This is a genomic window from Kordiimonas aestuarii, assembly GCF_025574465.1.
GTDB lineage: Bacteria > Pseudomonadota > Alphaproteobacteria > Sphingomonadales > Kordiimonadaceae > Kordiimonas > Kordiimonas aestuarii.
In genome coordinates, this window is sequence record NZ_JAOBPP010000016.1 from 110,241 (window position 1) to 131,957 (window position 21,717).

18 protein-coding genes are annotated in these 21,717 nt (G+C 58.5%); 13 read left to right on the plus strand and 5 right to left on the minus strand.

Going from position 1 to position 21,717, the window contains the following annotated elements:
* Positions 1 to 28: 28 nt before the first annotated feature.
* The 5 genes from OEU85_RS05185 (at position 29) to fdhD (ending at position 7,276) form a co-directional block, all read left to right on the plus strand.
* Positions 29 to 1,447 (plus strand): amidohydrolase family protein, encoded by a 1,419-nt coding sequence (locus tag OEU85_RS05185; RefSeq protein ID WP_262690387.1) that lies wholly within the window; start codon positions 29 to 31, stop codon positions 1,445 to 1,447.
* A gap of 50 nt (positions 1,448 to 1,497) precedes the next feature.
* Complete coding sequence (locus tag OEU85_RS05190; protein ID WP_262690388.1) at positions 1,498 to 2,013, plus strand: NADH-quinone oxidoreductase subunit NuoE family protein; 516 nt, start codon at positions 1,498 to 1,500, stop codon at positions 2,011 to 2,013.
* Positions 2,010 to 3,536: a formate dehydrogenase beta subunit gene (locus tag OEU85_RS05195; protein WP_262690389.1), complete on the plus strand. Its 1,527-nt coding sequence runs from the start codon at positions 2,010 to 2,012 to the stop codon at positions 3,534 to 3,536. Before OEU85_RS05190 ends, OEU85_RS05195 begins: the two co-directional genes overlap by 4 nt.
* On the plus strand, positions 3,533 to 6,373 hold the full coding sequence (fdhF, locus tag OEU85_RS05200) for a formate dehydrogenase subunit alpha (protein ID WP_262690390.1): 2,841 nt from the start codon (positions 3,533 to 3,535) through the stop codon (positions 6,371 to 6,373). The genes OEU85_RS05195 and fdhF overlap by 4 nt, the downstream gene beginning before the upstream one ends.
* Before the next feature lie 102 nt (positions 6,374 to 6,475).
* On the plus strand, positions 6,476 to 7,276 hold the full coding sequence (fdhD, locus tag OEU85_RS05205) for a formate dehydrogenase accessory sulfurtransferase FdhD (RefSeq protein ID WP_262690391.1): 801 nt from the start codon (positions 6,476 to 6,478) through the stop codon (positions 7,274 to 7,276).
* On the opposite strand, the gene OEU85_RS05210 is transcribed toward fdhD, so the two are convergent.
* The 3 genes from OEU85_RS05210 to OEU85_RS05220 form a co-directional block, all read right to left on the minus strand.
* Positions 7,273 to 8,022, minus strand: a complete 750-nt coding sequence (locus tag OEU85_RS05210; protein ID WP_262690392.1) for a nitroreductase — start codon at positions 8,020 to 8,022, stop codon at positions 7,273 to 7,275. The two genes, fdhD and OEU85_RS05210, sit on opposite strands and share 4 nt — an antisense overlap.
* Before the next feature lie 116 nt (positions 8,023 to 8,138).
* Positions 8,139 to 8,309, minus strand: coding sequence for a hypothetical protein (locus OEU85_RS05215; protein WP_262690393.1), 171 nt, complete (start codon positions 8,307 to 8,309; stop codon positions 8,139 to 8,141).
* Positions 8,306 to 9,322, minus strand: coding sequence for a sulfotransferase (locus OEU85_RS05220; protein WP_262690394.1), 1,017 nt, complete (start codon positions 9,320 to 9,322; stop codon positions 8,306 to 8,308). Before OEU85_RS05220 ends, OEU85_RS05215 begins: the two co-directional genes overlap by 4 nt.
* Before the next feature lie 362 nt (positions 9,323 to 9,684).
* On the opposite strand from OEU85_RS05220, the gene OEU85_RS05225 reads away from it, so the two are divergent.
* Together OEU85_RS05225 and OEU85_RS05230 are read left to right on the plus strand one after the other, a co-directional pair.
* Complete coding sequence (locus OEU85_RS05225; protein ID WP_262690395.1) at positions 9,685 to 10,128, plus strand: nuclear transport factor 2 family protein; 444 nt, start codon at positions 9,685 to 9,687, stop codon at positions 10,126 to 10,128.
* Positions 10,112 to 10,534: a MerR family transcriptional regulator gene (locus tag OEU85_RS05230; RefSeq protein ID WP_262690396.1), complete on the plus strand. Its 423-nt coding sequence runs from the start codon at positions 10,112 to 10,114 to the stop codon at positions 10,532 to 10,534. The genes OEU85_RS05225 and OEU85_RS05230 overlap by 17 nt, the downstream gene beginning before the upstream one ends.
* Here the strand turns inward: OEU85_RS05230 and OEU85_RS05235 are convergent, their stop codons facing one another.
* Together OEU85_RS05235 and OEU85_RS05240 are read right to left on the minus strand one after the other, a co-directional pair.
* On the minus strand, positions 10,535 to 11,101 hold the full coding sequence (locus tag OEU85_RS05235; protein ID WP_262690397.1) for a hypothetical protein: 567 nt from the start codon (positions 11,099 to 11,101) through the stop codon (positions 10,535 to 10,537). It lies immediately after the preceding gene.
* Between the two features lie 58 nt (positions 11,102 to 11,159).
* Positions 11,160 to 12,206 carry a LysR family transcriptional regulator gene (locus OEU85_RS05240; protein ID WP_262690399.1) on the minus strand — a complete coding sequence of 349 codons (1,047 nt, stop codon included), beginning with the start codon at positions 12,204 to 12,206 and terminating at the stop codon, positions 11,160 to 11,162.
* A gap of 206 nt (positions 12,207 to 12,412) precedes the next feature.
* On the opposite strand from OEU85_RS05240, the gene OEU85_RS05245 reads away from it, so the two are divergent.
* The 6 genes from OEU85_RS05245 to OEU85_RS05270 all read left to right on the plus strand — a co-directional run bounded on the left by OEU85_RS05245 (position 12,413) and on the right by OEU85_RS05270 (position 21,642).
* Entirely contained in the window at positions 12,413 to 14,794 is a 2,382-nt protein-coding gene (locus OEU85_RS05245; protein ID WP_262690400.1) for an efflux RND transporter permease subunit, read from the plus strand.
* On the plus strand, positions 14,766 to 15,587 hold the full coding sequence (locus OEU85_RS05250; RefSeq protein ID WP_262690401.1) for an outer membrane lipoprotein-sorting protein: 822 nt from the start codon (positions 14,766 to 14,768) through the stop codon (positions 15,585 to 15,587). Before OEU85_RS05245 ends, OEU85_RS05250 begins: the two co-directional genes overlap by 29 nt.
* 11 nt (positions 15,588 to 15,598) lie before the next feature.
* Positions 15,599 to 16,825 (plus strand): hypothetical protein, encoded by a 1,227-nt coding sequence (locus tag OEU85_RS05255; protein WP_262690402.1) that lies wholly within the window; start codon positions 15,599 to 15,601, stop codon positions 16,823 to 16,825.
* A 194-nt stretch (positions 16,826 to 17,019) separates the two neighbouring features.
* The gene (locus tag OEU85_RS05260) at positions 17,020 to 17,619 is read left to right on the plus strand and encodes an RNA polymerase sigma factor (RefSeq protein WP_262690403.1); all 600 of its coding nucleotides are present in this window, start codon (positions 17,020 to 17,022) and stop codon (positions 17,617 to 17,619) included.
* Positions 17,620 to 17,630: 11 nt separating this feature from the next.
* Complete coding sequence (locus OEU85_RS05265; RefSeq protein ID WP_262690404.1) at positions 17,631 to 18,725, plus strand: FecR family protein; 1,095 nt, start codon at positions 17,631 to 17,633, stop codon at positions 18,723 to 18,725.
* Between the two features lie 97 nt (positions 18,726 to 18,822).
* A complete protein-coding gene (locus tag OEU85_RS05270; protein WP_262690405.1) occupies positions 18,823 to 21,642 on the plus strand; it encodes a TonB-dependent receptor in 2,820 nt (939 codons plus the stop codon).
* Positions 21,643 to 21,717: the final 75 nt, after the last annotated feature.

Here is a 21,717-nt window from a genome sequence, read left to right on the forward strand (position 1 = left end):
ACCGAATGAAAACGGAAGGGACGTCACAGTGACGCTGAAACAAATCTGGCAAGCTGCCATGCTATGTGTGGCTATGGTGTCATTTGAAGGATATGCGATGGCTGAAGACAAAACCGCGGTCGACCTTGTGGTCCATGGCCGCTATGTGGTGACGATGGACGGCGCGCAGGACGTGATTGAAAACGGCGCTGTGGCGGTGAAGGACGGCGCGATTGTCGCCGTCGGCACCGACGCGGATATCGCAAGCGCCTATGACGCAGCGGAGAGCATCAGCGGCGAGAACCGCGTGTTGATGCCGGGTTTTGTGAACGGCCACACCCACACCGCCATGGTGTTGTTTCGTGGTATGGCCGATGACTTGGCATTGATGACATGGCTGCAGGAATATATCTTCCCGATGGAAGGCCGCTATGTGGACCCGGCTTTTATCGAGGTCGGCTCAGAGCTTGCCTGCTGGGAGATGATTCAGGGCGGCACGACGAGTTTCGTGGACATGTATTTCTATCCCGAGGTGATTGCGGGCGTGGTGGACCGGTGCGGTCTGCGCGCTGTCATCGCGGCACCGATGATCGATTTCCCGAGCCCCGGTTTCAAGGGCTGGGATGACAGCTTTGCGGCTGGTGTGAAATTCGTTGAGGACTGGCAGGGCAAACATGCCCGCATCACGCCTGCGCTCGCGCCCCACGCACCCTATACGGTCTCGAAGGAGCATCTGGCGCTGGTGACGGCCAAGGCGAAAGAGCTTGGCGCGCCAATCTCGATCCATATCGCCGAGGACAAGGCGGAACTGAAAACCGTGGGCGATAAATACGGCATCACGTCGGTGGAGCTAATGCAGGAAGTCGGCATGACGGATGTCACCACCGTTGCCGCCCACGTGGTGTGGCCCACTGAAAGCGACATGAAAACGCTGGCGGCATCGAAGGTCGGTGCGATCCATAACCCCACCTCGAACCTCAAGACCGCGGCGGGCATTGCGCCCATCCCGGCCATGCTGGCCGCTGGTGTGAAAGTTGGCCTTGGTACCGACGGCGCGGCTTCGAACAATGACCTTGATATGTGGGAAGAACTGCGGCTCGCGGCGCTGTTGCACAAGGGTGCGGGTGGTGACCCGACCGTGGTGCCCGCGCGTGCCGCACTGAATATGGCGACAAAAGGCGGCGCCGAAGCCGTGGGTCTTGGTGAGATGACCGGCAGCCTTGAGGCAGGCAAACGCGCCGATATGATACAGGTCTCGCTCGACAGCCTGCGCCTGAGCCCGCTTTATGATGTCATGTCCCAGCTTGTATATGCCGCTGGCGCGCGTGACGTAGTGACCACCGTTGTGGACGGCAAGGTGCTGATGGCGGACGGCAAGGTGCTGACGGTGGATGAGGACGCCCTGCGCGCCAAGGTGAAGACGGTCGCAGACAAGATCCGCGCTGACCTCGACGCCAAAAAACAATAATACAGGTGGCGGGTACCGTTGCCCGCCGCACCACACAATAACAAGCATAAGTGACACCCGGATCACGGGTGCGGGAGGGGCTTGAAGTGACTGACGCCAAGGCGCAGAATGTAGGCGCTATGGATGCGCTTATCGCAAAATATGTGGGTGTACAGGGCGGCCTGATGCGTGCGCTTCTCGCGCTGCAGGAGGCTGATGGCTATATCGATGCCAGCGCGCTGCCGAAGCTCGCCGCCGCCTTTAACCTGACGAAGGCCGAGGTCAAGGGTGTCATCAGCTTTTATGATGATTTTGCCCGCGCGCCGAAGGGCGAGCATGTGTTGCGCCTTTGCCAGGCGGAAGCCTGCCAGGCTGTTGGCGCACGCGAGTTGACACAGCATGCGTGTGAAAGAGCCGATGTTGCCATGGGGGATACCCGCATGGATGGCCGCATCACCATTGAGCCGGTCTATTGCCTTGGCCTATGTGCAAACGGCCCCGCCGCGATGGTGGACGGCAAGCTGAAGGCAGCGGTGGGTGAAGCCGATATCGACGCTCTTCTGGATGCATGGGAGCATGAGGCATGACCCGTATCTTTATCCCGCTCGACAGTGTCGCGGTCGCCCTTGGTGCCGATGAAGTTGCTGAAAAGCTCAAAGCTCAAGATGGTGTGGAGGTTGTCCGCAATGGCAGCCGTGGCATGCTGTGGTTGGAGCCGCTTGTGGAAGTGGAAACCGCCAAGGGCCGTATCGCCTATGGTCCGGTGACGGGAGCCGATGTGGGCAGTTTGCTGGCTGCCGGTTTCCTCGAGGGTGCGGACCATGCGCTTTGCCTTGGCCTGACGGAAGAGATCGACTTCCTTAAAAAACAGGAACGCCTGACCTTCGCGCGCTGCGGTGTGACGGACCCGCTTTGCCTCAAAGATTACAAGGCCCATGGCGACCTCTCCGGCCTCCGTAAGGCGCTTGCCTTGGAACCGCAGGATATTGCGGAAGAGGTCATGACCTCAGGCCTGCGGGGTCGCGGTGGTGCTGCCTTCCCGGCCGGTATCAAATGGAAAACCGTTCTGGGGGCAACCGCCACGCAAAAATACATCGTCTGCAACGCGGATGAGGGCGACAGCGGCACCTTCGCTGATCGCATGATCATGGAGGGTGACCCCTACCTGCTGATTGAAGGCATGATTATCGCCGGGCTGGGCACGGGCGCGAGCAAGGGTTTTGTCTACCTGCGCAGCGAATATCCGGTGGCGAAAGCGGTGTTCTCAGAAGCGCTTGAGAATGCGTATGCCGACGGGCTTCTGGGCGACAATATCCTTGGCTCCGGCAAAGCATTTGATCTTGAGCTGTTCATGGGGGCAGGGGCTTATATTTGTGGCGAGGAAACCTCGCTGCTGGATAGCCTTGAAGGCAAACGAGGGCAGGTGCGCGCCAAGCCACCGCTACCGGCGCTTGAAGGCCTCAATGGCAAGCCGACGCTTGTGCATAACGTTATTTCGCTCTGTGCCGTGCCGACGATCCTCGCGGAAGGTGGTGCGTTCTATAAGGACTACGGCATGGGGCGGTCTACCGGCACGATGCCGTTCCAGCTTGCGGGGAACATCAAACATGGCGGGCTTGTTGAAAAGGCCTTCGGTGTCAGTTTGCGGGAACTGGTGGAAGGTTTTGGTGGTGGCACGCGTTCAGGGCGCGCGATCAAGACGGCGCAGGTGGGCGGGCCGCTGGGGGCCTATATCCCGCCCGCCCTTATGGACACGCCGATGGACTATGAAAGCTTCGCTAAAATTGGCGCAGGTGTGGGTCATGGTGGTATAGTGCTTTATGACGACACGGCTGACATGGCGGCGCAGGCCAAATATGCCTTCGATTTTTGCGCCCATGAAAGCTGCGGCAAATGCACGCCGTGCCGAATTGGTGCGGTGCGCGGCTCGGAAGTGATGGCAAAGGTCATTGCGGGCACCGACGTGCACGGGAACCTTGAACTGATTGATGACCTCTGTGAGGTCATGACGGACGGGTCGCTTTGTGCCATGGGCGGCATGACCCCGATCCCGGTGATGAGTGCGATAAAGCACTTCCCGGATGATTTCCTGAAGGGAGACAAGGAATGACCCTTCTCAAAGAAACAGATTATGGCACGCCTGAGGTGATGTCGGGTGAGGCTGTCACGCTTGAGATTGACGGCCAAACCGTCACGGTGCCCAAGGGCACCAGCATCATGCGCGCGGCGAAAGAAGCCGGTATCGGCATCCCCAAACTGTGCGCGACCGATATGGTTGATGCGTTTGGTTCCTGCCGCATGTGCCTTGTGGAAATTGAAGGCCGCAAAGGCACACCGTCGTCATGCACCGCGCTCGCGGAAGAGGGACTGGTGGTCAAAACCCAGACCAGCCGCCTCGCACGCCTCAGGCGCGGGGTGATGGAGCTTTATATCTCCGACCACCCGCTGGATTGCCTGACCTGCCCCACGAACGGAGACTGCGAGTTGCAGGACATGGCGGGTGCTGTGGGCCTTCGTGATGTGCGCTACGGCTACGCGGGCGAGAACCACCTCGATCTGGCGAAGGACGAAAGCACACCCTATTTCACCTATGATCCTTCAAAATGCATCGTCTGCTCGCGCTGCGTGCGGGCGTGTGATGAGGTGCAGGGCACCTTGGCGCTTACGATTGAGGGCAGGGGTTTTGGCTCCCGCGTGGCGACGGGTGCGGATGACTTTTTCTCCAGCGAATGTGTCTCCTGCGGGGCCTGCGTACAGGCTTGCCCCACGGCGACCTTGTCGGAAACCGCGCTCATTGAGCACGGCGTGCCGGACCGCACGGTGCTGACCACCTGCGCCTATTGCGGTGTGGGTTGTGAGTTCAAGGCCGAGCTGAAGGGTGATCAGGTTGTGCGCATGGTGCCCCACAAGGGCGGCAAGGCCAACCACGGGCATAGCTGCGTGAAAGGCCGCTTCGCCTGGGGCTATGCGACCCATAAGGACCGCATGACCAAACCGATGATCCGCGAGCATATCGATGAGCCGTGGCGCGAGGTCAGTTGGGATGAGGCGATTGGCTTCGCCGCCGATAAGCTTAAGAAAACGCAAGCGAAATACGGCCGCAAGTCCATTGGCGGCATCACCTCTTCCCGCTGTACGATCGAGGAAGTGTGGGTGATGCAGAAGCTGATCCGCACCGCCTTCGGCAACAACAATGTGGATACCTGCGCGCGGGTTTGCCATTCGCCCACGGGTTATGGCCTCAAGCAGACCTTTGGCACCAGCGCAGGCACGCAAGACTTTGATTCTGTGGAAGATGCCGATGTTATCATGGTCATCGGCGCCAACCCGACGGATGCGCACCCGGTGTTCGCCTCCCAGATGAAACGGCGGCTTCGGCAGGGGGCGAAGCTTATTATCCTCGACCCACGCCAGATCGACCTTGTGAAAACCCCGCATGTGAAAGCGGATTATCACCTGCCGCTTTTGCCCGGCACCAATGTGGCGATGATTAATGCGCTCGCGCATGTGGTTGTCAGTGAAGGGCTGGTCGACGAAAAGTTCGTGCGTGAGCGCTGCGAAGTGGACGCGTTTGATGAGTGGAAAAACTTCATCCTCGATCCTGTCAACTCGCCAGAGAATGTCGCCAAGATCGCGGGCGTGAGTGCGGAAGATATCCGTGGGGCGGCAAGACTTTACGCGACCGGTGGCAACGGTGCCATCTACTATGGCTTGGGCGTGACCGAGCACAGTCAGGGGTCGACCATGGTCATGGGTATGGCCAACCTTGTGATGGCCACCGGCAACATCGGTCGCCGCGGTGTGGGACTTAACCCGCTCAGGGGCCAGAACAATGTTCAGGGCTCGTGCGATATGGGCTCTTTCCCGCATGAATTCTCAGGCTACCGGCCGGTTTCGGATGATGCGGTGCGCGCGGAATTTGAAGCCGCGTGGGGCATGAGCCTTGACGGTGAGCCCGGGTTCCGCATCCCGAACATGTTTGATGAAGCGGTCGCCGGCACGTTCAAGGCCATCTATGTACAGGGGGAGGATATCGCGCAAAGCGACCCCAATACCCTGCATGTGGAAGCGGCGCTCAGGTCGATGGAATGTGTGATCGTGCAGGACCTTTTCCTCAATGAAACCGCGCGTTTCGCGCACGTGTTTTTGCCCGGCACCAGCTTTCTGGAGAAAGACGGAACCTTCATTAATGCGGAGCGCCGTTTGGGGCGGGTGCGGCCGGTGATGAAGTCCAAAACCGGACTGGATGAATGGCAGGTGACAGCGAAGCTCTCGGAAGCGATGGGCACCGCGATGGTGTACCGAAACGCCAGCGACATCATGGACGAAATCGCGGCGCTGACTCCCACTTTCAAGGGTGTTTCCTTCAATCGGCTTGACCGGGAGGGCAGCGTGCAGTGGCCGTGTAATGACGCAGCGCCCGCGGGTACGCCCATCATGCATGTTGACGGCTTTGTGCGCGGTAAGGGCTTGTTTATCCTCACGGAATATGTGCCGACAACGGAGAAGACCAACCGCAAATTCCCACTGATTTTGACCACAGGCCGTATCCTCAGCCAGTATAATGTGGGCGCGCAAACCCGCCGCACGGACAACAACCGCTGGATGGAAGAAGACGTGCTGGAAATTCACGAAAGTGACGCTGAGGTGCGCGGCATTCATGACGGTGACTGGGTGGCCGTGCGCTCCCGCAAGGGGGAGACGACGTTGCGCGCCAATATCTCCGGCCGCATGGCGCCGGGCGTGGTCTATACCACCTTCCACCACCCGGAAACCGGCGCGAATGTCATCACCACCGAGAACTCTGACTGGGCGACGAATTGCCCGGAATACAAGGTGACAGCGGTGGAAGTGACGCCCGCAAACCACCGGTCAGACTGGCAGGAAAGCTATGCCCGCGAGGCCCCCAAAATGCGGCGGGTGAAAGCCCCCGCGGCGGCGGAATAGGGTGCGCGGAACTGTGCGGAATCCGTGCGAAAATTGTGCGGGGTTTGTGCGAAACCTGTGCGGGGTATGCGCGGAAAATGCGCATGATGTGAGCATGCTCGCATGAGTGCGCCGGATGGGCCAAAAAACGCCGCCCTCTGGCAGGCTGACCTCACCGTCACCGGCTATCAGGACGGGGCCACCGTTCAGTGGCACGTGCCCGAGGAAGCGCCGGTTGCGCTCATCTACAATGGCCTCACCTTCGCGGTGATGCTGGCGAGTCCCGCAGACCTGACGGATTTTATCACGGGCTTCTCGCTGACGGAAGGCATTGTTGATGCGCCGGGCGATATTTCAAAAATTGAAATTGGCGAACGGCGGCAGGGCATCGATATATATATCACCATCACCCCACGCTGTTTTGAACGGCTGAGCCTGAGGCAGAACCGGCGGTCGATGGAGGGGCGCACCAGTTGTGGCCTCTGTGGCATCGACAGTGCCGAACGCCTGTTCGAAAGCCTGCCCAGGGTGGCGGCGCACAAAAAGGCGCTTGATAGCAGGGTGGTGGCCAAGGCGGCGACCGCGCTGACGGGCATGCAACCCCTGAAGCAGATCAACAAGTCCGTGCACGGCGCGGCCTATGTGTCGGACGAGGGCGTGGTGATACTGGTGCGTGAGGATGTCGGGCGGCATAACGCGCTGGATAAACTTATCGGCGCCATGGCGCGGGAAGGCGTCAGCGTGGCGGATGGTTTTGTCCTGATGACCAGCCGCGCCTCGTTTGAGATTGTCGAGAAAGCCGCGCGGTCCGGCGCACGGGCACTGGTGGCGCTGTCGGCCCCCACGGGTTTTGCCATCAGGCGCGCGGCGGAAGCCAACATGACCCTCGCCAACTTCAGCCGGGACGGCCTGACAGTTTTCTAGGTTCTGGACGGCAGTTTCACACCTTCGGCCGTCCGGCGCGTTGGCGCATAAGCGTTCACGGGCGCATCTGAAGCATAGCCAAGCGCCATGCCACAGATAAGCTTGTAACCCGGTGGCACGTTAAAACGCGCGCGCACAGGGCTGGCCCAGGTGGCAAGGGCGGCCTGCGCACAACTGCCGAGGCCACGGGCGTGGGCGGCGAGCGCGAGCGACTGGATGAAGGCGCCAGCGTCCAGTGGGCCATAAGCGCCCAGCTCATCACTTGCAAAGATAAAGAGCGCGGTGGGCGCGCCGAAAAACGTGAAATTACGACCCATCTGGCGCACGCGCGCGGCCTTGTCTTCGCGGCCGATGCCCAGCACCCCGTAAAGCCCCTTGCCGGTCTCCCTGTAGCGTTCGTTCAGCTCATCCGGGTAGGTCATGATGGTGTTATGGTCACCGTCCGGCCCGCGAAAACCCGCGAGCCACTGCCTGAGCTTGCCAAGGGGTGAGGCCGCGCGGAAGCGCATGCCGCCCTCATAGCGGCTGAGGTAGTCAGCGGATATCGCGCGCGCCACATCGCCACTTGCCACCGCAACCCTATAGGGCTGCACATTGCCCCATGAGGGGGCATGCAGAGCATCCGTGAGGATATCATCAACAAGCGCTTCTGGCAGCGCATCCGAGCGGTAATCCCGCACGCTGCGCCGCGACGCCAGCGCCGTTCGCACGTCCATGCCTGCCTGATGGTTGATATCGTCTGCCATAAATCCCCCGTGTGATACCCGATGCAGCCTACCATAGGCCACCCCCGCCCCCGGGCAAAGCGAACACGCCATGCGTGGTTGAATAGGGCGGCGCCAGTGATGCATAGGTTATGTCATCAAACCCGCTTCACAGCCTGTTTATAGATAAAATTGCTTTCGCGTTTGCCAAGAGCGACGACAACGACCACCACTTCGCCGCCCCGCACTTGGTAGACGAGGCTGTAATCCGCGCGGCACGGTTTGATTTTGTAACAATCTGCCATGCCGCCCAGACGGTCGGCTGTCACGCTTGGCGCATGCTGTAGCTGTCGAGCACGCCGCACAGGTCACCGGTTTCGCGCGCCAGCATGGGAATGAACGTGTCGCGGATAAAGTCCTGCATGTCGTCTGGCAGCGGGCCGAAGTCGGGCGCGGGCACCAGCCGGTTGACCGAGCGGGCCAGGAGGCTGTGTTCAGCGTCCTGAAGTTCGGTGCGTGCTGCCCTCAATGCCACTGGCGCGGCTTTCCGCAGGATATCGCGGCTGGCTTGGTCCAGCGTTTCACTGGTCATGAACAAGGCCATCAATTTATTGGTTTGGCGCAGAAACTCGCCTTCGCGGGGGCTGAGCGAAACATTCAGGTGCGCCGCCATGTCGGCAGCGGCAGCCGGTGGTTTTGGCACACCGATCCGGCTGTGAAGCTCATCAAAAAAGCGGGCGGGCGCATCGCGGAACAATTCGAACGGCAGGATATGCACCCGGTGGCTGCCATAGCGGTTGCCCCATATTGCCTTCAGACGGTCCACTGACAGCATGGCCCGTAGGTCCACGCCGTGCACGAGCAGGAAGCGACGATATGTGAGGGTTCCCCCGGTCTTCACATATTGCATATACACGGATTTTATCCAGGCGTGCGGCTCACGCACCACAATCAGCACATGGGCGTTGGGGCATAGCCGGGTGAACACGTCAAGCTGCCGGTCGAAATAGCGCTTCGCGACATCGGCGGGCGGCGTTTTCAACCATTTGAACACCGAATAGGCCTCACTGGAAAAAATCCGCCACCTGTGCGGGTCATCGCCGGTGCTCGGGAACATCGGCTCATCCTTAAGCGGCGTGAGGTCAAGCGCGGTGTCACGGTTGAAGGTGCCATGCAATACATCAAGCAAACGCATTATAAAAGTTGGCGACGCCACGGTGACGTCCGCCATTTGCTGCCAGGTATGCTGCAGGCTTGTCGAGGCGGTTTTGTGCAGCCCGAGGTGGATCAGGGTAGGGGCCTCGCGGGTATCGCCCGGTTTGTTTGGTGCAGGCGGTTTCATCCCGGCATCCTCCTCTTCAACTTGTCCTACAGATATAGGGTATGGAGGCTTCTGTCAGAGTTTTTTTGCAAGAATTGCTGCCTGTCACCGGGAAATTCTTAGAAAGACGTTCCTCAAATAGCTCGCTTTGGAACGGAAACCTTTTTTATGGCCGACTATCCGGTCGCCTTTCATATGCCGCAAACGCTCCGACAAGGCTGGCTGGTTTCCCACCGTTTTGTACTGGAATTCGTGGGGGAAGGGGAACTGGGCGCTGATAAACCTTAATTTTTCATGCGGTTATGCCGGTTGAATTTTCTTCTTGATCTAGAGTTTACTCAAGGATGGATACTGGTTTTCCGAGCAATAAGGAGACCCGGATCATGACAGCGGTACACACCCCAACACACACAGCAGAGCAGAACAAGGCGCTTATCACCGGTATTATGGACGAGCTTTCGCGCGGCAACGGCAAACCCTTTGTGGATGCGATGGCCGATGAATTCGCGTGGACCCTGCCGGGCCGGAACGCATGGTCCGGCACTTATGAGGGCAAAAAGGAAGTGCGGGAGAAGCTGCTGGCGCCACTGTTTGCCCAGTTTGCCACGCAGTACTGCAACACCGCACGCCGCATTCTGGCGGACGGGGATTTTGTGGTGGTGGAATGCCAGGGCGCGGTGACGACCAAGACCGGCAAGGCCTATGATAACAGCTATTGTTATGTGATCCGGCTTGCGGAGGGTAAGATGAAACACCTCAATGAATATATGGATACAAGCCTTGTCGAAGACGCCCTTGAAGCCCCGACCCATGCGCAAAGCGCCTGAGCTTTATATTGGCGGACTGTCGGAAGCATCGGGCCACAGCGTGCATACCATTCGCTGGTATGAAACGCAGGGCCTGATGCCCGGCGTCACCCGCGACGCGGGCGGCAGACGCGTGTATGAGGCGGAGCATATCGGCTGGCTTGAGTTTATCGACCAACTGAAACGCACCGGCATGTCAGTGGCCGAGATGCAGGTGTATGCGGCCCTTGTGATGAAGGGCCGCAAAAGCCTGCCCGACCGGCTGGAGTTACTTAAAGCGCACCGCACACGGGTGAAGGCCGAGCTCGCCAAAACCCGCGCCGCGCTCAAGCTCGTGGAACAGAAGATCGACTATTACGACACATGGCTCACCACCGGCAAGCGCCCGGCAGAAGTGCCGAGTTTGGGGCGTTTGCGGAAGCGATAGCTATATATATTTTTTGCAAACCCTTTGCGTCTCTTCAAGCTGAGAAATCAAATTGGGTAGCATAGCATTGATTTCTTCTACGCCTTGGTTGAAGCGTACATAGTGCTGACTGTTGGGGGAAGGTGGGGCGTTGTCGCGAAACTCACATATCTGTCGCCACATTTCCCAAAACTGAATCGTGTTTTCCATCGCAGCTACCAAGTGTTTGTGCGCGTCTTTGAATAAGAAGACGTCAGCGCCAAGAGCGTAATAGGAACGGAAGGGGGACGAGGTAGGAGTTATCAACCCACCTTGGTCGAGGCGGTTTCTCAAATCCTTAAGTGTATAGGTTATAAGGACTATATCTAGTACCACTGCCTTCATAAGACGCTTGCGTTTGAGAAAGGACGGCATTGTCCCTAGAAGTAAAGCGGTCAGAGCAGCGAGGAATGTAGCGATAGCGCCCACTGCGTTCCAATTTATGCTTTGCCATTCAATGTGTATTGTATCGATGAATACAGCGAATAGAAGACCCGCAAAAAAGCCGGGACCGAATGGAATTAGGTAATCACTATCCAACCATTTCATGGCTTCGATCCTAATCAAGCTATTTCTATCGTTCAAATATCATCTATCGCAAGCCCCTTCACTCCGCCGGCCGCTTATTCACCGCCGCCTGCGCGGCCACTTCGCGCACGCTCATGCCGCCGCCGTTCGGTAGGCCTTCGGCCATGCACTGGCGGCCATGCAGCAGGTTGTCGGGGCGTTTTAGGCCGTGTTCGTCAAGGTCGCGGCTGGCGCGCAATATCTGGTCGCGGAACCAGCTGTGGGCCGGGTGGTTGGTCAGCCGTTTGTGCCACACAAGCACCGCGCCCACCATGCCGGGGGGCGGGCTGATGGGGCTTGGCACCACATGAAGGTCGAAAAATTCGGTGCATTTGTCGGCCATGCGCGACGGCACGGTGACGATCAGGTCGGATGAGCTGATGATCATCGGCGCGGAGCCGAAGTGGTTGACCACCATCACCAGCCTGCGGCTCATGCCCATGGCTTCAAGCTGTTCGTCAACAAAGCCGCGCGGGTCACCACGGGGGGAGACCAGCATATGGCGCGCGGCGGCATATTCCTCCAAGGGGATTTCATCATATTTCGCCAGCGGATGGTCCGTGCGCATGAGGCAGACAAAATGGTCCGTGCCCACTTCCATGCGGCCGAAGCGTTCCGGCACATCATCACCCATGGGCGCGAGGCCATAGTCGGCTTCCTGTGCATCGAGCTTCTCAAACAGCCTTCCTTGCACGGGGGTGGTGTGAATGTTCACGCCCGGTGCCTCATTCACCAGATAGCTGGAGAGGTATGGCAGCAGGGTCATGGCCATATAATCGTCAGTCGCGATGGTGAAGGTACGCTCTGCATGCTTCGGGTCGAAAGAGACGGGGTCGAGCGCTTCTTCAAGCTCCGACAGCGCACGGCGCACCGGGATTTCAAGCTCAAGCGCACGCGCGGTCGGGCGCATGCCGTCCGGCCCGCGGACAAACAGGTCATCCTTCATCAGGAACCGCAGCCGGTTGAGCGCATTGGAGACAGCCGGTTGCGACATGCCGATCTTGCGGCCCGCGCGTGTGGCGTTCCGTTCATCCATGACGGCATTAAAAACAACCAGAAGATTTAAATCTATACCCGCTAAATTCATGGCGTGAATTTCCAATGTCAGAAATATCAATTTCAAAAATTGTACCCGTCATCCCATATAGGGACAAGCGTTTGGCGATTAAAGGGGGCAGGCAAGGCATGTCTGCTGACAATTTTTGTCAGTATCTCATTGTATGATCCAGGCGTTAGCAGCCCGAGGCACGACACACCCGGCACAGAGGGTGACATAATAGCGAGGAGCAGATCATGCCCAAGACAATGACTGCGATTGATGAATTTGCCGTCAAACTGGCGAATTTTGTGATTGCAAAGCGGTGGCTTGTTATTTTCGCCACCTTATTGATTACCGTAGGCGTGGCATCAGGCGCCCGCTTCCTGACATTTTCCAACAACTACCGCGATTTTTTCTCGGAATTTAACCCTGAGTTGCAGGCGTTCGAGGAATTCCAGAATACCTACACCAAAAATGACAATTTCTTTTTCACCATTGTGCCCGCTGAAGGCGATGTCTTCAGCAACGAGACCCTGGCGCTGGTGGAGGAGCTGACGACAGAGGCGTGGCAGATCCCGTATTCCATTCGCGTCGATTCGCTGTCGAACTTCCAGCATACCTATGCCGAGGAAGACGACCTGATCGTCGAGGACCTCGTGAAGGGGGCGGAAAGCCTGACAGCGGACGAGCTTGCCGAAAAAAGCGAGATTGCGCTGACGGAACCGCTACTCAGGAACCAGCTTGTCACCGCCGATGGCCGCGGCATTGCGGTGAATGTGGTGGTGCAATACCCGGAAGCGTCACCCTTTGAGGTGCCCGAGACCGTGGCCTTCGCGCGCGACCTCAGAGACCGTATGCTGGCGAAATATCCGGGGCATGAAATCCGCATGACTGGCGTTTCCATGCTCAATAATGCCTTTCAGGAAGCTGGCTTTGCCGACACCACGCAGATGATCCCCCTGATGTATCTGCTGTTGCTGGTCCTGATGGCGGTGACGGTACGCAGTGTCTCCGGCACGGTTGTGACGCTGTTGATGATCGCCTTTGCCAGCGTGATCGGCATGGGGGCTGCGGGTTTTGCCCGCATTGGCCTGACACCCATCGCGCTTTCAGCGCCCACCATTATCCTGACGCTGGCCATCGCCGACGCGGTACATATCCTGATCACCATGCGTAATTCCATGAGGGCGGGCATGAACAAGCGCGACGCGATTGTGGAAGCCGTACGGGTGAACTTTCTCGCCGTGATGGTCACCTCGCTGACAACCGCGATTGGCTTCCTGGCGCTTAATTTCTCGGACGCGCCGCCCTTCTGGCATCTGGGCAATATCTCGGCTGTTGGTATTGTGGTGGCGTGGGCGATGTCTATCACCTTCCTGCCGGCGATGATAAGCTGGCTGCCGATGCGGGCCCCAAAACCCAAGGCGGAAACAGGCAACAGCTTCATGGGCAGCCTGGCCGGTTTTGTCGTGCGCAACAACAGGAAGCTGTTCTATGGCCTTGGCGCGGTGGGTGTGCTGCTGATCGCGGCGATGCCGCGCATTGAATTCAATGACCAGTGGACGGAGTATTTCTCCCCCTCGATCCAGTTCCGGCAGGATGCGGATTTCTCCAACGACTATTTCGGTTTTTATCCGATTGAATTTTCGGTCCAGTCCCCGGGGTCGGGCGGCGTGAGCGAGCCTGAGTTCCTTGAAAAACTGGACGAGTTCACCGCCTTCCTGCGCACGCAGCCGAATGTGACGCACGTCTATTCACTGACCGACATCATGAAGCGGCTGAACCGCAACATGCACGCCGATGAGGCAAGCTGGTACACCCTGCCGGACGACCGGGAGCTTTCGGCGCAGTATCTGCTTCTTTACGAGCTGTCGCTGCCCTATGGCCTTGACCTCAATGATCGGATCAATATCGACAAGTCCGCCACCCGGGTGACGGCGACCCTGTCGAATATCTCGACGACCGAGACCAAGGTATTCCTTGATGCCGCCCGGGCGTGGATCGCCGAGAACGCACCGGACTATATGAAGACCACGGTGCCGACCAGCGCTCAGGTAATGTTCACCTATGTGGCGGAACGCAATGTATCCAGCATGATCGCGGGTAATATCGCGGCAATTGTCGCCATTGGTGTCGTGATGATGTTTGCGCTTCGTTCCTTTACCATTGGCGCGCTGTCGATGGTGCCAAACGCGCTGCCTATCCTCTCCGCCTTCGGGGCGTGGGCGCTTCTGGTGGGCACGGTGGGCTTTTCGGTTGCCGCAGTGGCCAGTGTGTCGCTTGGTATCGTGGTGGATGACACCGTGCACTTCTTGTCGAAGTTTGTGCGCGGCGTGCGCGAGAAGGGCTACGACCGTGCGGGTGCCATTCGCTACGCGTTTGAAACCGTAGGCTATGCGCTTGTGGTCAATACCGTGGTGCTGGTGGTCGGCTTTGCCTATCTTGCCACCTCGCACTTCAAGATGAATGCCGACCTTGGGCTTCTGACCGCGCTAGCGATCAGCTTTGCCCTTATTTTTGACTTTCTTTTCCTGCCTGCTCTTCTGCTCAGAGGATCAGGCAACTGGATCACAAATACAAATAAAGACGACAGGACAGGAGACACAGATGATGCACAGACCCAAGCTGCGCAGTAAACGGTTGGCGGCCATACTTGCCGTTGTTACGCTCGGATATTCGCTTATCAACCCGATTACCTGGGCGGATGACGCGGAGGACAAGGGGTATGATATTGCCGCCCGCTCCGACCGCACCGACACCGGGTTTGGTGACAGTGAAGTCACGGCGGTGATGACGCTGACAAACGCCGCTGGCGCAACATCCACGCGCGAGATGTATTTCAAGACGCTGGAGCGCGAGAACGAACAGGTGGGCGACAAGTCGCTGACCGTGTTTGTCACCCCGCGCGACGTGCAGGGTACCGCGCTCCTGAGCCACGCCAAAATCCTGGAACCGGACGACCAGTGGCTTTTCCTGCCTGCACTCAAGCGGGTGAAACGCATCTCAAGCGCCAACAAGTCCGGCCCTTTTGTCGGGTCCGAGTTTGCGTTTGAGGATTTCACCTCCACCGAGCTGAATAAATACAAGTATAAATACATCGGTGAAGAGACGGTGGACGGCATGACCATGGATGTGGTCGAACGGTTCCCGCTTTATGAAAACTCGGGCTATACGCGTCAGGTGGCTTATGTTGACCAGGATGTCTATCAGGTACGCAAGATCGAGTTTTACGACCGCAAGGATTCGCTGCTGAAAACCCTCAGCCTTGAAGACTACCGCGAATATGACGGCATCTGGCGGACACACAAGCTGGTGATGACCAACCACCAGACAAACAAATCCACCACGCTTTCATATGGCGATTACACCTTCGGGACCGGCCTGTCGGACAATGATTTCGACAAGGGCGTTCTCAAGCGCATTCGCTAGGGGCTGGCTGTATGACGACGATGGTTCGAAGTTCACTCCCCCTTCTGGTGGCCGCCCTTGCTGCGTTCGCCAGTGGGCCACATGTGGCCCACGCGGGTGAGTGGGAGGTATCAGGCTCGGCGGGTCTGGAGATGCGCGCATTTCTCGAGAGGGGCGCATATCCCCGCCAGCTTGATACCTTTCAGCCGTCCCTCCAGATGGAGGGAGACATACGCTGGACAGATGACGAGAACCGCTGGGACGTCGTGTTTGTGCCGTTCGCGCGGCTTGATGCCAAGGACGCCGAGCGCACACACGCAGATGCGCGCGAAGCCTATGTGCGCTGGAACGGCGACAGCTGGACAGTGCGCGCAGGCCTTGCCAAGGTTTTCTGGGGGGTGGCGGAAAGCCGTCACCTTGTGGACATCATCAACCAGTTCGACACGGTTGAGGATATCGACAATGAGGACAAGCTCGGCCAGCCGATGGTCGAGATATCCACGCTTCAGGACTGGGGCCAACTGACGGCCTATGTGCTGCCCGCCTTCCGCAAGCGCACCTTTGCAGGGGAAGAGGGCCGCTTCCGTGCGCCCTATCTGGTTGACAATGACCTCGCCCGGTTCGACCAGGGCGGGGACGATGACGCGGATGTGGATTTCGCCCTGCGCTACAGCCATTATTTTGGTGACTGGGATGTGGGCCTCTCGTTCTTCCGCGGGGCAGACCGTGACCCACGGCTGATTCTGGATGCGGAACGTGGTGTGTTCGCACCCTATTATGATGACATCACCCAGTTCGGGGCGGACATTCAGTACACGCACGACGCATGGCTATGGAAGTTTGAAGGCATCGTGCGCGACACACCGTTTGAGACCTTCGCCGCTGCCGTGGGCGGGGTGGAATATACATTCTACGGCGTGTCTGAAGCAGGGGCGGACCTTGGTGTGCTGGTGGAATACCAGTATGACGGCCGGTCTGAAAACCCGGCGTTCGCGCCTGTCACCCCGTCAGACAATGACCTTTTCACCGGACTTCGGTACGCCATGAACGATATGGCGGATACCAGCATCCTTGGCGGTGTGATTGTCGACATGGAGGACGGCTCCATGTCCGGCCTTGTCGAAGCGTCCCGGCGCTTTGGCGACTATTGGGTGATGGAGCTTGAGAGCCGCTTTTTTGCGAACGTGGACACGTCCAATATTCTTTATGGCTTCCGTAAGGATAGTCAGGTGACGCTCAGGCTGACGCGCTATTTTTAAAGCGTGAAACTCGTAAGGGTTTGAAATTTTTTGGGTATTTCTCGCGTTACCCAAAACTGGGGGCGGACCGGCCGTGAGCCTTCCGCCCCATTTTTTTCGGGATGGCGTGCGAGAAACGGTTTCTTGTGAAATTTTTTCACAATTTTATTCCCAAGCCCGGTATGTTGTTCGTCCTTGAAAGCAAGGAGAGGGCTATGGAGCGCGCGCGAGAGCCGCAAGTGCAAGGGGATGATGCACTGGCACCGGAAGGTGGTGCTGGCGACCGTCCGTTGTCGAAAGACGACATCAAAGCGCTGTTCCAGAACCACAATGACGAGTTGGTCCGGTATCTCACGAGCCGGCTCAAATCGCATGAGGAAGCCGTCGAGGTGGCGCAGGAGGCTTATGTCCGCCTGCTCAGGCTTGACGACAGCAGCACCATCGGGTTCCTGCGGGCTTTCCTTTTCCGGACGGCGACCAACATCGCCATCGACCGGGTGCGGCGTCGTGGTTTGGCGCAGGCTTATGTGGATGAAGCCGCGCCGGAGCAGCAAGTGAACGAGATGTTCGGCTTTACCCCCGAACGCTCGCTGGCTGCAAAACAGTCGCTTGAGAAGGTGCTCGATTGCATCGGGGCGTTGCCGCCCAAATGCCGTCACGCCTTCATAGAGTATAAGTTCAGGCATCGAAGCTATGAGGACATAGCGGAAGACATGGGGCTGACGTCTTCTATGGTGCGGAAATACGTTCTGCGTGCGCTGGTTCATTGTTCGGATAAACTGAGCAACGAGCTTGACACGTGGGGCATTCAGTAGGGGCTGGGCACATGCCAGTGAGTGATAAGGACATTAGTGAAGCAGTGCTGGAGCAGGCGGCGGATTATTATCTCGGCCTGCAGGATGGCACTATCTCAGGGTCGGAGCTTCACGCGTGGCAGGAATGGTTGTTGGCGGATGAAGGTCATCGTCGCGCATTCAGTCGGCTTGAGGCGCTTTGGGGCGTGCTTGAGACTGCGACCGAAGAAGATATCGCCGCACTTCCGGCAGCCGAACAGGCGATAAGCCAGACGCCTGGCGGTTCCGTGCTCTCGATGGTTGCCCCGAAGGCTGGCAGCAAACGCACCGAGCCGCGTTTTAACGTTGGCTGGATGGGCGCGATGGCGGCCAGCGTAGCGGCGGCGCTTGTGGCGGTTTATGTGGTGCTTTCCGGCGGGGAGATGCCGGCCGCGCCAGCAATACAAACCTATCAGACGGTAAACGGCGAGCAGCGCGTGGTGAACCTCGCGGATGGTTCCATTATCGAGATGAATGTGGGCAGTGCCATTGCCGTCAGCTATACGGAGACAGAGCGCCGCATCACGCTGGAGCGTGGGCAGGCGATTTTCACCGTGGCCAAAAACCCGAAACGCCCGTTTGTGGTGCGGGCTGGCCTTGGCAGTGTAACAGCAATAGGGACAGTCTTTAATGTGCGCAATACGGGCGGCGACGTAGAAGTGCAGGTGCTTGAGGGTACTGTTGCTGTCCGCCCCGTTGCCGATACGGACCCGGAACGGGATGCGGACGCGGCTTCCTCCGTCGCGCTTGTTACCGCCGGACGTCAGACCAGCTATTCCATGCAGGGCGCGATTGCCCCCGTGGTAGCCCATGACGTGACGGACCTTGGCTGGCGCGTTGGTGTGTTGACCATGGTCGATTTGCCAATCGCCGATGTGATCGCAGAGCTGAATCGCTATCTTGCCAGTGAAATCACCATCGGGGACGAAGCTGTTGGGCAGCTTCGTTTCACCGGGACGGTGTACCCTGATCAGGTTCAGGCCTGGCTTGAAGGCCTGGAGCAGGGCTATCCCATTGAAGTTGTGCATCTTGGAAACAGCACAATTTTGATGATGGCGGATCAAAGTTCCGATACTGTGATCAGATAAGTCGCTCACGAGAAGCGACGGTTGGTTACAATTAAGTGCCCTTTATGGGGGTGCTTTTGCAACACCTGCGGGTGTTGTCCCGGGAGGAAAACACACGATGGAGCTGTCCGCACGGGCCTGGAAAAGAAGGCTTGCCGGCGCGGTTGCCACCACAATTGTGGTGACGGCTCATCTTTGTGCGGCTGCCATTCAGGTAGATGACCGCGCGGTCCAGTTTAATATCAAACCGCAATCCCTCAGGCAGGCGCTGCTGGCGTTTTCGGAACAGGCGGGCGTGCAGCTTATCCTGACGGACGGCGCCAAAGACCTGTCGCTCAGGAAGGCGCTGACGGGCCGCAAGACAGTGACCGAAGCGCTTGAAAGCCTGATCATGGGGACACGGCTTGAATATCGGTTCACCGGTCCCAACACGGTTATCGTGCGGGCACGGACCGACTATGTCGAAGTGGCGCCCGAAATGCGCGACATCACGCCGGAGAAAAAGGCGCGCGACGACCGTAAACACCGCCCGGCGTATGAAGCCAATGAAGTGTTCCTTGAGGAGCTTATCACGGTTGGTACCCGCAACCGCAGCCGCACAGTGGGCGAAACCGATGTGCCGATCGATCTGATTGATACCGGCACGCTCCGCCACAGTGGCCATGTGGAAACCGGCCGTCTGCTCCAAACCCTGGCGCCCAGCTTCAATTATACCGAAACCACCATCTCCGACGGCACGGACATTGTGCGCCCGGCGACCCTGCGGGGCCTCGGGCCTGATCAGGTGCTCATTCTGGTCAACGGCAAACGCCGCCACAGTCAGGCGTGGGTGAATGTGCAAAATACCGTGGGCAAGGGCTCGGTAGGCACCGATATGAACACCATTCCGGTGGCCGCGATCAAGCGGGTGGAAATCCTGCGGGACGGCGCGTCGGCTCAATATGGCTCCGATGCAATTGCCGGTGTCATTAATGTCGTCCTGAATGACCAGTCCGAAGGCGGCATGATCACCGCAAGCTGGGGCCAGACCTATGAGGGCGACGGCGACACCTATTATGTGGCGGCCAACGCAGGCCTGCCGCTTGCAGAAAGCGGCTTCATCAACCTGACGGCGGAATACCGTGACAAGGCGGCAACCAACCGGGCCGGGCCAAGCTCGATCACCGGTGAGGTGATCATGCGCATTGGTGACACCGACGTCAAAGCGACATCGATGATGTGGAACGCCGAGTTGCCGGGCAATGGCCCCGGCAAGGTCTATCTGTTTGGTGGTTTCAGTGACCGCGAAGGCCTCTCCGGCGGTTTTTTCCGTCACCCGTTTGTGGCCAGTCGCACGGTACCGCAATTGTATGCTGATGGCTTCCTGCCGCTTCAAAGCACGGATGTGACCGACTTCAGCCAGGCGGCTGGCTTTCGCTACAGCGCCGATGACGGCTGGAATTATGACCTGAGCGCGACCTATGGCGCAACCCGGTTTGCCTTTGGTGCGTCCAACACCGTGAATGTCTCTCTGGCGTCCGCTGCCTACTACAATGGTGGTGATCCGGCGGCAGCCAGCCCGACAAGTGGCTTTTCAGGTGCACTCAAATTTGAGCAACTGACGGTCAATTTTGATGCATCCGGCGGCAATTTCAGCACGGGCCTCTTGTCCCATCTCGCCTATGGGTTCGAATTCAGGGACGAGCAGTATGGCATCGAGGCCGGGGATCTGGCCTCCTATACCTGCGGCATGGTTGACGGCGAGTTTGCCCCTTCGATCATGGACCCGGAACAGGTGGCCTTTTGCGGCTTTCAGGGTTTTCCCGGTTATAGCCGGGAAGTAGCTGGCGGCAAGGGGCGCGACAGCTTTGCGCTCTATGTCGAAGGCGAGCTTGAGCCGTCTGATGACCTGTGGATGACCGTGGCTGCGCGCTATGAACGTTTTGACGGCACCGGGGACAAGCTGACCGGCAAGCTGTCGGCCCGCACGCAGTTGACCCGCGCGGTGGCGCTCAGGGCGGCGGCATCAACGGGTTTTCGCGCACCGGCGCTGGCGCAGCGCGCGTTCTCAAGTGTGATCACCAACACCAATTCGCAAGGCCTGCTGCAGACGCTTATTGCGCCCGAAGGGCATCCGCTCGCCGCGGCGTACGGTGTTGAAAAACTCAGGCATGAAACCAGCACAAACCTGTCGCTCGGCGCGGTGTGGGAGGCAGACGAAGGCGTGCTTGTGACCCTTGACGCCTACCGCATCAAGATATCAGACCGCATTGTACTTGGGCCGACGCTTGACCTGCCGCCGGGCGTCAGCCTTGGGGCAATTGAGGCCGGGTCCTTCTTCTCAAATGCAGTGGACACCGAAACCTACGGCGTGGACCTTGTTGCCTGCTTCAAGACCACTTTTGCCGGAGGGACGCTGGACCTGACCACCAGCCTGAGCTGGAACCAGACCAAGATCAGGAATATTAACGCGCCTGCCGGTATCCCCGCGCCGGTCTTTTTTCCGCTGGCGGAGCGCGTGAACGTGGAGAAGGGCCAGCCACGTTTCCGCGCCAATGCGACCGCCGATTATAAAAAAGGCAGGTTTGGTGCGGTTGTCCGGGCAAACTTTTATGGCAATACCGAATCCGCCTATTATACCGCTGCCGGTAATGGCATCCCGCCTGAACTGGCTTATGATGTCTACGGTCTAGACCGGTCACCGACCACCAGCGCGGGGGAGGCCGTGATCGTGGACATGGAAATTTCATACGACATCAGTGAAAACACCATGTTTGCCCTTGGCGCCAACAATGTCTTCAACACCTATCCCGACAAGCTACCCAACAATGCGCTTGCGCGCTGGATATCGGAAGGGCGTCAGCAGGGAGCTTTTGGCAACTTTGTTTACCCGTGGGTTGCCATGCCATGGGGTATCAACGGCGGCTATTATTATGCACGCATGACCGTGCGGTTTTAAAGCGGCCGTTGCGGTCGGGCGGGTGGCCATAGAGAGTGCCATATCTTTGAAATTATTCTCAGATAATGTGTCCGT